This is a genomic window from uncultured Chitinophaga sp., assembly GCF_937898475.1.
Taxonomy (GTDB): Bacteria; Bacteroidota; Bacteroidia; order Chitinophagales; family Chitinophagaceae; genus Chitinophaga.
Map to the genome: position 1 here is coordinate 147,038 of NZ_CALEJS010000026.1, position 13,466 is coordinate 160,503.

The window sequence follows — 13,466 nt, forward strand, 5'->3', positions numbered from 1 at the left end:
TGCTTAATTGACCATGTGGCCTTTAATATTATCCGCCTTCTCTCTCGGATTCCTGGGTAGCTTTCACTGCATTGGCATGTGCGGACCCATTGCGCTGGCATTACCCGTACAACACCTGCAGGGTGTTCGCCGGCTGGGTGGCATACTGTTGTACAATGCAGGACGTATGACCACCTATGCTTTGCTGGGCCTTGTATTTGGCTGGCTGGGCCGCCAGTTTTACCTGGGGGGCCTGCAGCAATGGCTGTCTATCGTACTGGGGGCGCTGCTGCTGCTAATGGCCCTGCTGCGATACCTGCCGGGCAGGCGCCTGGGTATGGGCACTTACCTGGGGCAATTAACGGCCGGCACCAGGAGATGGCTGGGAGTATTATTGCAGCGGCAGGGTTTTACCACGTTGTATGCAATTGGTTTGCTGAATGGCTTACTGCCCTGCGGACTGGTATACCTGGGTATAGCAGGGGCGCTGGCTACGGTACACATTTACCAGGGAGGCTTGTTCATGGCGGTTTTCGGGGCGGGAACCATACCCGCCATGGCGGCGCTTAGCGCCAGCCGGCAGTTCATCGGCCTACAGGCCCGCAACCGCATTAAACAGCTGATACCGGTGGTGATAGCCCTGATGGGGGTGCTGCTGATCATCAGGGGTATGAACCTGGGCATTCCTTATGTCAGCCCTTCTATCAGTCCTTACAGTACCCGGGTTATGGAACGTTGTCATTTTTAAAATTATTTGCCATGGAATTGATCCGGAAATATAATGTGCCTGCACCTCGCTATACCAGTTATCCCACGGTGCCTTACTGGGATGAAAGCAGTTTTGACCGTCAGCGCTGGGAGGCCCTGTTGCCTGCCGCTTTCAGTATTGCCAATACACTTGACGGCATCAGCCTGTATATTCACCTGCCCTTCTGCGAAAGCCTTTGCACCTATTGCGGCTGTAACAAATACATTACGGTGAATCATGCCGTGGAGGAACCCTATATACAATCGCTGCTGAAGGAGTGGCGGCTGTACCTCGCGCTCTTCGGTGGGCGGCCCCGCATTCGCGAGATCCACCTGGGCGGCGGCACCCCGGCATTTTTCAGTCCGGGCAACCTGCACCAGCTGCTGGATGGCATTTACGAAAGTGCAGACCTGCTGCCGGGCGCCTCGCTCGGTTTTGAGGCGCATCCCAATAATACCACGGTCACCCACCTGGAAACCCTGTATAAAATGGGTTTCCGGCGTATCAGCCTGGGGGTGCAGGACCTGGACGAGCGGGTACAGCAGATCATCAACCGCGTACAACCCTACGAAAATGTGGCGGCAGTTGTGGAGGCTGCCCGCCGTACCGGATATACCTCCGTTAATTTTGACCTGATCTATGGCTTGCCCCTTCAAACGCCGGGAGGGGTGGAAAACACCATCCGGCAGGTAATGCAATTGCGACCCGATACCATTTCTTTTTACAGCTATGCACACGTGCCCTGGATCAAAGGGGTGGGGCAGCGGCGGTTCTCAGCAGCTGATCTTCCGAAGGATGAAGAAAAACGCGCTTTGTATGAGCTGGGCAAAACACTATTTATCGCCAGCGGTTATACGGAGATCGGTATGGACCATTTTGCACTGGATGGCTGCGACCTGCAGCGAGCCAGCCTGGAAGGAAAGCTGCACCGCAATTTCATGGGCTATACCGTGGCCCGTACTTCCCTGCTGATAGGGCTGGGAGCCAGCGCCATCAGCGACAGCTGGAATGCCTATGCACAGAATGAGAAGCATATTCCCAGTTGGCAGGAGTGCGTGAACAAAGGAATACTGCCGGTGGTGAAAGGACATATACTGACTGCAGAAGATATGCGTTTGCGCAACCATATACAGTCGCTCATGTGCCGCCTGGAGACTTCGCTGAACCGGGCAGATGCGCACTGCAGTGCCGTTATGGAGGGCATCAGCCGCCTGCGGGAACTGGAAAAGGATGGCCTGGTGGCCCTGCTCCCCGGGAAGATCCGCGTAACAGCTGAGGGCCGGCCCTTTATCCGGAATATCTGTATGGCCTTTGATGCCCGCCTGTGGCGGAAAACACCGGCATCCCGCTTGTTCAGCCAGGCCATTTAGGGAATATACTGATGAGGATCATGCACCTGTTTGAGCGGGGTCATTTGCCAGCAGCTCCGGGGCCTTTACTTTTGAGGTGTAAAATATATCTATGAAAGGCATGATCATCTACAAAGGTAAATATGGCGCTACCCGCCAATACGCCATCTGGCTGGGAACAGCCCTTGAGCTGCCCATTGCAGAAGCTGGGTGTGAAACCGTAGATCAGCTGGCTGATGCAGATTATGTGATCATGGGCTCCAGCGTGTATATGGGGAAGCTGCAGCTGAAACGCTGGATTAAAGAGAACCTCCTTTTTTTAGCCACCAAAAAATTATACCTGTTCGTAGTATCCGGCACACCGCTGGATGATGTGAACCGTTTAACCGAATATGTTAAGGATAACGTACCGGAAGAACTGAGGAGCAAAATTGAATGCTTCTTTTTTCCCGGTAAGCTGGAATTCAGTCAGCTTTCGTTTAAAGACAAAGTGCTGCTGAAAATGAGGGCCTGGTTGCACGGAAGCAGCCGGAGAAATAAAATGCAGCTGACAGACTACAACAAAGTAAACCGGCTGAACATTACCCAACTGGTGAACGCAGCGGCTTATCAGCAGGTAGCGTAGCCCCGGCCTGCTGACCTGTATCACCACATCCCTTGATCCGGATCATTGTTTCTCCTTCGCCTCCGGCTGATATTTGTATCACAAAACACGCACACTATGTACCCTTCCTTTTCTTATCCTGAATTACAAAAAAGATTTTGTGAAGGTTTTGATTTCTTCCCCTTCAGGTCGCTTGAACAACACGGCGGGTTTATCTATAAGTGTTATGTCAGTGACGATGATACCCGCGAACTGCTGGATCGTTACTCCTGCCAATATGATAACAGTGTGGTGCATGCGCGCGTGTTACTGGTGAAACTGCAGCAGAACGATATTCCTGTGGCGGGTGAACTGCTGTTCAAACTGCAGACTGCCGGCTATCGCTTTGAAGAACGTTTCCATTCCCTCAAAAGGAAGCCTGCTGTTTACAGACAGCTGCTGGAAACAATGGAAACCTATCACCGTATACTGGCGGTATACCAGCATGATGTGCAGCAGCATATTGCCGCGCAACTGGCCGCTGCACCGGAAACAGAACAGCCGTCTGCACCCGGGGCGATCAGTACGGATAATATCCAGCACCTTAAGCTGGTAGTGCAGGAGTTCCTGCGCAGCACCGATATCATTTATACTTTTCTTGAAGGTTGTGTACAACATCGGCCCGATTACCGGCAACTGGTGCTGACAAGGAAGGAGCAGATCTGCCTGCAGGACATCCTGCTTACGATCATCCAGCTGAGGAATCTTCAGAAAGATGTGATCGGTATCCTGAAACAATGGAAACAGGATGCTGCGCGGTTAAAGGACCAGCGCATCTGGAATTGATCTTTTGTTTTGCCTGCTATACACCTGCACATTTATCTTCACGTTAACCATGTATTATTATATGGCTGCCAATGCGTAATTTGCAGTATATGGCCATCATACTGTCAGCAGGCAATTACTTTGGGATAGAACGTAAACAAGACGAGCATGCGGGGTTCAAACTGAACATCACCCGCTATGATCCCTTTGCGGAAATCCGAGCGCACTATCATGAGAATGCTTATCTCAGCCTGCTGATCAACGGGCAGTACCGGGAAACGACCGGCCGCCGTGAACAGGATATGGCCCCCGGGGAAGTGATCTTCCGCCCCGCAGGTTATTGTCACGCCAATCATTTTACGGGCAACGGAGGCAGCTGCCTGAATATTGAGTTCAAGCCGGAAGCGCTGTATGAGCAGGCAGGCCGCATTACGATCCCCCCGGCCGCCAGTATCTATCCCGCCGGCGCTTTTGAATACCTCTACCGCCTGCTGTACTGCTTTGTAAACGACCTGGGTGCGGAATTATCAACAGAATATCTTTTCACCTGGCTGGGAGCGCAGTCAGCGCGGCAGTTGCCACAACGCCTGTTATGGCTTCACAAGGTAAAGGTCATCCTGGAAACCGAGCTGGAAATGCTTCATCCCATTGCGGAACTGGCGGCCAGGGTGCATGTGCACCCGGTGTACCTGGCCCGCGCCTTTAAGGAAAGGCTGGGGCTTACACCCGGGGAATACCACCTGAAGATGCGCCTGAAAAGAGCGCTGGAACTGTTGTTCCGCACGGACGAATCCATCTCTTCCATTGCCTATACCACCGGTTTTACAGATGCGGCTCACTTCATCAGGTGTTTCAGGGCCTGTTACCAGGCATCTCCGCACAAATTCAGGAGTTCCCTCAAAAGTTAATGACGTACAATTTTTATAACCGGCTGCACTGTTCCTTTGTATCAAAAAAGTATGAAGCCTGTCCGCCCGGCTGTTGCCATTATTCTTACCTTGTACATAATACTACTATGCCATGTGTGCCTGTGTGCACAGGACCAGCTGCATTATGAGCTGGAAGTAAATGCCCATCTTCCTGCCCGGCAGTTCAGGGTGCAGGGAACATTATCTTTTCTTGTAACGGCCGCTGTTGCAGATTCCCTGGTAGTGATGCTCAGTAAATGCGCCGCTCCGCCATCCCTCCGCGTACGTACGCCTGGAGTACAGGTGGCGCGTATAGACACCACTGTGAACAGCGGAGGCGATATTCTCTATCATATCCGGTTTGCAAAGACGGCGCGGCCTGGCAGCCGGCTGGAGCTGTCTTATGCCTATGAAAGAGGCGGCGCGCCTGCTTTCCAGTATTATATAGACAGCACTTTCTGTATGGCAGGCGGCTATGGCGCTGCGTGGTATCCGCAGGTGGTTTCCCTTGCGGACGATGGCACCCGTAGGTACACCCGGGCAACGGGCAACATCCATGTAAAGGTAGCCCCGCCCTATATGCCGGTAATGGCGGCCAGCAGGCTGAAAAAAGATGCTAACAGCCATACCTATACGTTCCGGTATGCGGTGCCGGATATCTTTTCGCTGTACATAGCTCCATACCGCCGCCAGGAGGTAAAGGGGCGCATCCCGTTTTACTGTTTTACGCTCAGCAGTGAAACAGACGGTGCGGCTGTGAGCGCCCGGGCATCGCAGGTGCTGGATCACCTGTTTACCTTATTTGGTCCGCTTGCCATTCCTGATTTTTCCATCATAGAATTCCCGGACGCTGTATCCGAAAAGACAGGTATTGGCGGCGCCAGCCTGATGGGAGGGATACTGATGCCCTCCAACGCGCTGAAGCGCTTTAATTACGCTTTATTTGGCCATGAGCTGTCGCACCAGTGGTGGGGCAACAAAGTGCTGAGCAGGGGCGATAATGGGGCGCAAATGCTCTCGGAAGGGCTGGCGCAGTATGGTTCGTTGCAGGTGGTGGAAGCTTTTGACAGCAGTCAGGCCATCCTCTACCGAAAAACCGGTTACCCGGGTTATATACCCGATCAATCCGGGTTTGGGTATCTCAAGAACGCCGCAGCGGGCATTGATGCTCCATTGCATGCGCTGACAGCCGAGAACGGGCATACCATTGCTGACAGTAAAGGGTTCCTGGTACTGGAGCTGCTTGCCAGCACCATCGGGAAAGATACTTTTCACAAAGCGCTGCAAACAATAGGAAATGAGTACAGCCACCGGGGCCTACGTTGGGATCAGTTCCTGCAGGCACTGGAAACCGCGCATGGCAGCAGCTTGCAGTGGTTCTATGAACAATGGTTCAACCGTACAGGCGCACCTGCCTGGGAAACCGCCTGGCAGCAGCAGGGCAGTGAGCTGCTGCTCACCATAACACAAACAGACAGCCTGTACCGATTGCCGCTGGAGGTAATGGTCACTTATGGCAATGGTGATCATTCCCTGCAACGCGTAGACATTACAGCGCGCAGGCAGGAGCTGAAACTGCCGGTGACCGCAAAGGTGACAGGTGTTAAAACGGATCCATACTTTAAAGTGATCCATTGGGATGAAGAACTGACGCCCAAAGCAAAAGCCATGAGCAAGCTGCAACGGGTACTGCAGCTGCGTATTGCGCAAAAGCCGGAGGAAGCAGAAAAGCTGGCGCTGTCTTACCTGGCAGCGGGTTTTCCCGAAGATCCGTATGGAGTGGAGTTTTCACTGTTGTATGCAGTAGCAAGGCTGAAGGCCGTGAAAGGAGAGGAGGATGCCGCACTGATGTATTTTCAGAAGGCGCTGCAATGCAGCAGCCGTTCCGGCGATCTGCTGGCTTATACGTACTATAGAATTGCGCAGATAGCGAAGCGTAAAAAAGATGATGACTTATTACAATGGGCCTGTTCACACGCCGTAAAAGCAGATGAACTGAACATGGGGAAAGATGGTATGAAGGAGTTGGTGAGCAGGTTGTTGTAGCCTGCCAGCACTATTGTGTATTAATGCTGTGTAACGGCATCAGCTGCCGCCCTGAGATCCCTGTGCCGCAGTCCCCATTTTTCCAGTTGCAGCCAAACGGGCACCAGCTCCCTGGCGCTTTCGGTGAGGCTGTATTCTACCCGGGGCGGCACTTCTGCAAATACTTCGCGGCGTATCATGCCATCCCTTTCCAGTTCACGGAGATGGAGGGTAAGCATACGGTCTGATATCTCCGGCAGCTTTTTCTTCAGCTCCAGGAAACGCATGGTCTTTTTCTCCAGCTTGTAAAGGATCATCAGTTTCCAGCGTCCTCCCAGTATGTCTATGGCATACATCACGCCGCAGAAATCATTGAGTGCTTTCCGGTTGTGCTGATTGGTGGAAGCAGCTTTTATCTTAGTCATTACTAACAGTTTTGTGAGTATCGTACAATGGGTTGTGCCCCGCAAAGTTAAGCATGCATGGATAATTTTGTGACGCTTAACTTAAAACATGGAGCTATGAATGTATTGATTGTATACGCACATCCGGAACCGCAGAGTATGAACGGCGCAATGTTCAGGGCAGCGGTAAACACGCTGGAGACAGCCGGGCATGCCGTACAGACCACAGACCTTTATGGTATGCAGTTTAACCCGGTATCTGACCGGTATAACTTTACCACAGTACACAACCGTGAATTCTTCAAACAACAGCTGGAAGAAATATATGCCACTGAGCACAGGGGCTTTGCGCCTCATATTGAAACAGAACTGCGGAAAGTGGAATGGTGTGACCTGATGATCTGGCAATTCCCGCTGTGGTGGTTTGGTATACCTGCTATCCTCAAGGGATGGGCAGATCGTGTTTTTGCCATGGGCCGTACCTATGGCAACGGGCATTTTTACGAGAACGGCGTGTTTAAGGGGAAAAAAGCGCTGTTGTCGCTCACCACGGGTGGTGAGCCGGAGGCTTATATCAAAGGCGGTTTTAACGGCGATCTGGCTGGTATGCTGCGGCCGGTGCACCGTGGTATATTGCAGTTTACCGGCTTTACGGTGCTGGCGCCGCAGGTGGTGTATGGCCCTGCGCGGATAGGGGAGGAACTGCGTAATCAGGCGCTGGCCCAATGGCAGTTACGGCTGAAGGATATCTTTAACGAACCCGCTTTTGCTGTAGGCGCTTATTAAAAGAAAATGGGGCTTAGTAGCCCCATTTTTTCATCATGTTAAAGTCTTCTTTTATAGCGTCCAGTGGCGTTTTATCCTGGTAGGATTCCTGTTCGATGATGAAGTGTGTGGTGCCGCCGGCTTTCTTACCCAGGTCTATCACTTCTTTTACGGGTATCACTCCTTTACCCAGCACGGTGCTTTCGTATTGGCCGCCCATCTCTCCTTTTTCAGATTTGATCTCGTCTTTTACGTGCATCAGCTCAAAACGTTTTGGATATTGTTTGATGATGTCAAGGGCAATACCGCCTGCGTGATACATATTGCCGATGTCCAGCTGCTGGGCCACCAGGGCGGGATCTGTGTTCTGCAGGATCAGGTCGAACAGTTTCTTGCCGTTCAGCTGAACGCTGAATTCAAAATCGTGGTTGTGATAACCGAACTTCATACCTGATTTTTTACACAGCTCCCCGCTTTTGTTGAACACGTCCATATAGGCAATGAAATCGTCGTAGGTTTTGCGCAGTTCTTCATCCAGCCAGGGACTGATCACATATTTTTGTCCGACAATGGCGGCATCTTCTACGGTATATTTCCATTCGTCAGTAAAGTCTTTCCTGGCTTTGTCCCAGTGTTGCTGGCGCATGACGGTATGGCCGCTGGGCATAAGCAGTCCCAGGTCGTCCAGCCTTTTCTTAAACTCCTGTGCTGTCCAGCCATAAAATTTACGGTTCACATAATTTGCGTGTTCTACGTACTTATAGCCCATGTTAGCTACCTGCTGAAGGGTGCCGGCGGGATCTTTTTTCATATCATCGCGCACAGAGTACAGTTGTACGCCCAGTATATCTTTGGCGCGGGCTGCGGCCAGTATGCTGCCACCGGGCAGCACGGCAGCACCTGCCAGTGCCAGGGCGCTGGTTTTGAGGAAACCTCTTCTTGACGTGTTCATATGTGGAAATTTAGTGCTGTGGTAAGTTAATAAAAAGTTACCAGTTTGTCAGAAAGCTTCGCCAAGGTCTATATAGAAGATGCGGTCGTGTTTACTCATGCCGAAATCCAGGGCGATATTGGTATTGGAGCGTTTGTTGAATTTAATGCGGATGCCTGCGCCTGCGGCGGGATGGAAATTGGTGAACCAGTATTTATCAGGTTGTGTAACGGTGTTCATGTTGGCGAATACTACAAATCCCAGCAGCCCGTTGGGCAGGATATCGCGCCGGTATTCAGCTTCCAGGTTGATGAGCGCTTTGCCCCGGTAGCGGTTCTGTTCTATTCCGCGGCCGCTTCTGTTCTTGGGGTCCCATCCAATGCTGGGCAGATCAAGATAGGGGGTTTTATTGCCCAGTACTGTCCAGTAATATCCCCAGAGGGCCAGTACGTTCTGGCTCCAGGATGGACCGTAATGAAAGTACTTGCGATAATCCAGGTAGAGCGAAGACCAGTTGTCGTTACTGCCCAGGAAAGTAGGATTGAGGCGTAACACGGCATTGGCGTAATGGCCTGCCTGGGGGTTGATGGAATTATTGCGGTTATCTTCCAGCAGGTTGAGCGAGATACCGGAAGAAACGGTATGCTGTCCCGGCGTAGTACCGTACTGGTATTTCACAAAGGTTGGCAGGTACACGGAATCATTGTTCTTGATGCGGATAGCTGTATGCCAGTCCAGGTGATAACCCAGACCCGCCAGCAGGGTGCGGTTTATTTTGCGCATGAAGGTCTGGTAGAAACGGAAATAGTTATTTCCCAGCAGCTGCTTTTCATCTTCAGATACGCCGTTGCCCAGTCCCCAGGTGTATTGCGGGTTCACAATAAAGCGCATATCCCCGGTGATATTACGGTAGTTGCCTTCCAGCCAGAGGTTGGAGCTGAAGGAAAAAGAGAAGCGCCCGCTGAACGAAAACGACGGTGAAAAACTTACGTTGGAAATATTGGTAGTGCTGCGGGGGCCCAGGTAAAAGGCCGCATTGGTGCTGGTGACCAGGGCGGTTCCGCCACCCGGCACATTGGAAGGGGCAGGTAACAGTGAATAATATACCCCTCCTCGGCCTTTTCTGGGGATATTTGAGGACTTTATGTGGAACGCGTCTTTCAACACCCGGATGATATCTGTCTTGGGCACGGAATCCTCTTCGGCTTCATAGTATCTTCTTCGCCCGGGGGCGGTAGTTGTATCCTGGGCTGCTGCCCAGTATGGGATGATCAGGAATGCTATCAGCAGGAGTTTTCTCATTCAGGTAAATAGCCGTTTTTGTGGTTATGATCCGCAGGAGTAAATAAAATATTGTGCCAGAAGCTGGCTGAACCTTAGGCGCTGCGGCGTATGTTTTCGTATCTTTGCGCCGCGTTAACAGTACTTACATCATGCCTATCCATATAAGACCAATTAGTTTGGAAGACAATGCACCTTTAGCAAAGATCATCAGGGATATATTTATTGAGTTTGATGCGCCGCTGGTTGGGACAGTGTACAGCGATGAGCAGACCGATCACCTGTATGAAGTATTTACCCGGGAGCACTGCGCCTATTTTGTAGCAGAAGAAGACGGCGTGGTACTGGGCGGTTGCGGCGTTTACCCTACGGAGGGGTTGCCGGAAGGATGTGCGGAACTGGTGAAGTTTTACCTGTCGCCCGCCGCCCGCGGCAAGGGCCTTGGACGCACCCTGATGGAGCGCAGCTTTGAAGCCGCCAAAGCATTAGGATACCGCCAGCTGTACCTGGAATCTTTTCCCCAGCTGGCGAAGGCAGTAGGTATGTATAAGAAAGCCGGCTTTTATGATATTCCCGAACAGCTGGGCAATACCGGGCATTTTGCCACTACGGTGTGGATGCTGAAAGACCTTGACTAAAGGCCGTATCCTGGTAAAGGTGGGTAAATCTTCCAACAACATTGTTTCCTATGTTACTCAGCAGTAGGCCCTGTTCTCCTGTATAGCATAATATGCACGTTTTTTGGGTGAGATGAATGGAATATCATTCATTACAGGAAAACCGTGTTATTATGGCTAAAGATGCTTTGAAGGCTGCCATGCCTGAATCATTCCCTCCCCAGCACCAGGAACATCAGCCTGGTAAAGAAACTGAAATGGAACCGCGCCCCATCTACGATGATGATGCGCCGGGTTGCGGCCGCCTGGCAAACAAGGTAGCTATTATCACGGGCGGCGACAGTGGTATCGGACGTGCGGTAGCTGTCAGCTTTGCGAAGGAAGGTGCCAGTGTTGCGATCGTTTACCTGGATCAGCAGGAAGATGCGGAAGAAACCGCTGCCACTATCAGCAAATACGGCGGCAAGTCTTTATTGATCAGGGCAGATGTGCGGCAGGAGGCTAATTGTGCGAATATTGCAGAAAGCACATTAAAAGAGTTCGGGCATATAGATATTCTGGTCAACAATGCGGCAGTACAATACCCGGTGGAAACAATAGAAGGCATTTCTGCAGAACAACTGGAGCAAACATTTACCACGAACATCTACGCTTACTTTTATCTTACCAAACACGTAGTGCCTCACCTGAAAGAAGGGGCCAGTATTATCAATACCACATCGATCACTGCCTTCCAGGGTAATGAGCTGCTGATAGATTACTCTTCTACCAAGGGTGCTATTGTGGCCTTTACCCGCAGCCTTTCACAATCGCTGATGAAGAAAGGCATCCGTGTGAACGGCGTAGCACCGGGTCCTGTATGGACGCCGCTGATCGTATCCTCCTTCAATGAGGAGCAGGTGGCGAAGTTTGGTAAGAATGTGCCCATGGGACGCGCTGCACAGCCCTTTGAAATTGCAGGCTGTTATGTGTTCCTGGCGTCAAAGGATGCTGCGTTTGTGACAGGCCAGATATTACATCCGAATGGTGGTGTGCCGGTATGATAATTTAATAAGACTAAAAACGAATGATCATGGATAAGAAAGATAAAAAACTGGAAGCGGACAGGGATAAGCATGTTAATTTCCCTTCATTAGAGAAAGACGGAGACAGTGGGCAGGAAGAACATCCGCCGCAGGATGAGGAAACAGCAGAACGCCAGGCAGCCTGGAAAAGAGCGCTGGACGAAGGTAAAAAACAACGGGACAGGCCTTAGCTGTTAGCCAGGGCTCTGTCCACCGTTCTTATTATTTTATTTTTTTCCTGGCGGGATCGCTTCGCTCACCTTGATGGACTGGTCCATGAAGTTCAGCTCATTGAGTTTTTTGATAGCGCGCCGTCCATCGCCATCGTCAGACATTTCAACAAATCCGAAGCCTTTTGACCGCCCGGTGTCCATATCTGTCAGGATGTTCACAGAATCGATCCGTCCAAATTCTTTAAAAAGGTTTCTTACATCAGTTTCTGTTGCTGTGGCTGGGAGATTTCCTACATAAATGTTCATGACTTGGATTTTACAGGTGATGAATATGGCAGCTGAAGCGCAAAGACTGAAAATGAAAGCGTAGTGTGCTCCGGGATCAGAAAAAGCAAAGGCAGGTAACCATGTGAATGTGTTGCGCTTAAAGGTAGCTTTTATATGTTTGAATGGCAAATGTTTTAATTAATTGCGCGATTGTGATTTATTTAACATTATTGTCAGTATCTTTAAACCGTAGTGGAAATACACTGAATTCTTTCCTAAAATACTGCGCTTACGCATTCCTCAACTTACATGCAGTTTTATTATTGAATTTCCTGCGTTTTTGAATCACACTACATATTATCACTGGTAAATTCAATAGTTGTTTATTATGATCATTTTAATTTTCTTCATACTACATTGGTATCTGGCCTTATTCTCGCAAACCTTTTTTCAGCACAGGTATGCGTCTCACAAGGCTTTTACAATGAGCCCCTTCTGGGAAAAAGTGTTTTACCTCTTCGCGTATATTACACAGGGTTCTTCTTATATGAGTCCTAAAGTATACGGTATTATGCATCGTATGCATCATGCCTATACAGATACGGAAAAAGACCCGCATTCACCCAGCTTTTCACCCAATGTATTTGCCATGATGTGGCGCACGCGTCGTATCTACCTGCAGATCGCAGATGGGAAGGCGGATGTGGAGCCGCGCTTTCTAAAAGGATTGCCGGACTGGAGTGCTTTTGACAAATGGGCAGGCTCCAGGTGGAGCCGTTTGCTGTGGGTAGGTATTTACACCGGCTTTTATATTGCTTTTGCTTCATCGCCCTGGCTGTTGCTGCTATTGCCGCTGACCATTACGATGGGCGCGGTACATGGCGCCATTATCAACTGGTTTGCGCATAAATACGGGTATATCAATTTTAAACTGAAGAATACCTCTGAGAACCTGATCTGTCCTGATGTACTGATGCTGGGCGAAGCCTATCATAACAATCATCACAAGCATCCGTCTTCCATCAATTTTGGTGTAAGATGGTTTGAGTTTGACCCGGTGTACCCGGCCATACTTTTACTGAAATGGCTGCGCATCATCAGGATACCGGCCCCTATGCATGTTTACAAAAAAGAGGTTTTATCCTAAAAACAATAATATATGAATTTGTATGTTTCCAACCTGATGTCACAGGTAACTGACGAAGATCTGAAGAAGTTATTTTCCACCTGTGGACAGGTAGCCTCTGTTAAAGTAATAACTGACCGTTACACCGGCGTTTCACGCGGTTTTGGATTTGTAGTAATGCCACTGCAGTCAGAGGCTGATAAAGCCATCAGGGAACTGGATGGCAGAAATGTAGAAGGCAGGAATATCTCTGTTGCAGAAGCCCGGCAACGTACGTACTAAAAAAACGACACCCCTCGCCGCGCTCATCAATAATACATTGCAATTCACTGGTATTACTGCTATATTGCAACGCTCTGACAGCAGGAACCCAACATCTTTGTATTATGAAGCGTTTATCTTTTTTACTGAGTGTGGCTTG

The 13,466-nt window shown here is 50.4% G+C and carries 16 protein-coding genes; 12 read left to right on the plus strand and 4 right to left on the minus strand.

Annotated elements, in window-relative coordinates; translation table 11 throughout:
* Positions 1-13: 13 nt before the first annotated feature.
* From Q0577_RS17915 to Q0577_RS17940, 6 genes are all read left to right on the plus strand, one after another.
* Positions 14-727 carry a sulfite exporter TauE/SafE family protein gene (locus Q0577_RS17915; RefSeq protein ID WP_298738615.1) on the plus strand — a complete coding sequence of 238 codons (714 nt, stop codon included), beginning with the start codon at positions 14-16 and terminating at the stop codon, positions 725-727.
* Between the two features lie 11 nt (positions 728-738).
* Positions 739-2,097, plus strand: coding sequence for an oxygen-independent coproporphyrinogen III oxidase (hemN, locus tag Q0577_RS17920; RefSeq protein WP_298738617.1), 1,359 nt, complete (start codon positions 739-741; stop codon positions 2,095-2,097).
* Positions 2,098-2,188: 91 nt separating this feature from the next.
* Entirely contained in the window at positions 2,189-2,701 is a 513-nt protein-coding gene (locus Q0577_RS17925) for a flavodoxin domain-containing protein (protein ID WP_298738619.1), read from the plus strand.
* A gap of 96 nt (positions 2,702-2,797) precedes the next feature.
* A complete protein-coding gene (locus Q0577_RS17930; protein ID WP_298738620.1) occupies positions 2,798-3,505 on the plus strand; it encodes a hypothetical protein in 708 nt (235 codons plus the stop codon).
* 89 nt (positions 3,506-3,594) lie between these two features.
* Entirely contained in the window at positions 3,595-4,392 is a 798-nt protein-coding gene (locus Q0577_RS17935) for a helix-turn-helix domain-containing protein (RefSeq protein ID WP_298738622.1), read from the plus strand.
* A 51-nt stretch (positions 4,393-4,443) separates the two neighbouring features.
* Positions 4,444-6,438 (plus strand): M1 family aminopeptidase, encoded by a 1,995-nt coding sequence (locus Q0577_RS17940; RefSeq protein ID WP_298738624.1) that lies wholly within the window; start codon positions 4,444-4,446, stop codon positions 6,436-6,438.
* A 20-nt stretch (positions 6,439-6,458) separates the two neighbouring features.
* On the opposite strand, the gene Q0577_RS17945 is transcribed toward Q0577_RS17940, so the two are convergent.
* Positions 6,459-6,842: a helix-turn-helix domain-containing protein gene (locus Q0577_RS17945; protein WP_298738626.1), complete on the minus strand. Its 384-nt coding sequence runs from the start codon at positions 6,840-6,842 to the stop codon at positions 6,459-6,461.
* A gap of 96 nt (positions 6,843-6,938) precedes the next feature.
* Here Q0577_RS17945 and Q0577_RS17950 point away from each other — a divergent pair, with 96 nt between their 5' ends.
* Positions 6,939-7,607 carry an NAD(P)H-dependent oxidoreductase gene (locus Q0577_RS17950; protein ID WP_298738628.1) on the plus strand — a complete coding sequence of 223 codons (669 nt, stop codon included), beginning with the start codon at positions 6,939-6,941 and terminating at the stop codon, positions 7,605-7,607.
* Between the two features lie 13 nt (positions 7,608-7,620).
* Here the strand turns inward: Q0577_RS17950 and Q0577_RS17955 are convergent, their stop codons facing one another.
* Both Q0577_RS17955 and Q0577_RS17960 read right to left on the minus strand, forming a co-directional pair.
* A complete protein-coding gene (locus tag Q0577_RS17955; RefSeq protein ID WP_298738630.1) occupies positions 7,621-8,538 on the minus strand; it encodes a sugar phosphate isomerase/epimerase family protein in 918 nt (305 codons plus the stop codon).
* Between the two features lie 48 nt (positions 8,539-8,586).
* Positions 8,587-9,819, minus strand: coding sequence for a BamA/TamA family outer membrane protein (locus Q0577_RS17960; RefSeq protein ID WP_298738632.1), 1,233 nt, complete (start codon positions 9,817-9,819; stop codon positions 8,587-8,589).
* A 131-nt stretch (positions 9,820-9,950) separates the two neighbouring features.
* On the opposite strand from Q0577_RS17960, the gene Q0577_RS17965 reads away from it, so the two are divergent.
* The 3 genes from Q0577_RS17965 to Q0577_RS17975 all read left to right on the plus strand — a co-directional run bounded on the left by Q0577_RS17965 (position 9,951) and on the right by Q0577_RS17975 (position 11,670).
* Positions 9,951-10,436: a GNAT family N-acetyltransferase gene (locus tag Q0577_RS17965; protein ID WP_298738634.1), complete on the plus strand. Its 486-nt coding sequence runs from the start codon at positions 9,951-9,953 to the stop codon at positions 10,434-10,436.
* A 152-nt stretch (positions 10,437-10,588) separates the two neighbouring features.
* A complete protein-coding gene (locus Q0577_RS17970; protein WP_298738636.1) occupies positions 10,589-11,458 on the plus strand; it encodes an SDR family oxidoreductase in 870 nt (289 codons plus the stop codon).
* 29 nt (positions 11,459-11,487) lie between these two features.
* Entirely contained in the window at positions 11,488-11,670 is a 183-nt protein-coding gene (locus Q0577_RS17975; protein ID WP_298738638.1) for a hypothetical protein, read from the plus strand.
* Positions 11,671-11,706: 36 nt separating this feature from the next.
* Here the strand turns inward: Q0577_RS17975 and Q0577_RS17980 are convergent, their stop codons facing one another.
* A complete protein-coding gene (locus Q0577_RS17980; protein WP_298738640.1) occupies positions 11,707-11,958 on the minus strand; it encodes an RNA-binding protein in 252 nt (83 codons plus the stop codon).
* A gap of 349 nt (positions 11,959-12,307) precedes the next feature.
* On the opposite strand from Q0577_RS17980, the gene Q0577_RS17985 reads away from it, so the two are divergent.
* Together Q0577_RS17985 and Q0577_RS17990 are read left to right on the plus strand one after the other, a co-directional pair.
* Entirely contained in the window at positions 12,308-13,066 is a 759-nt protein-coding gene (locus Q0577_RS17985) for an acyl-CoA desaturase (RefSeq protein ID WP_298738641.1), read from the plus strand.
* Positions 13,067-13,078: 12 nt separating this feature from the next.
* The gene (locus Q0577_RS17990) at positions 13,079-13,327 is read left to right on the plus strand and encodes an RNA-binding protein (RefSeq protein ID WP_298738643.1); all 249 of its coding nucleotides are present in this window, start codon (positions 13,079-13,081) and stop codon (positions 13,325-13,327) included.
* Positions 13,328-13,466 lie beyond the last annotated feature (139 nt).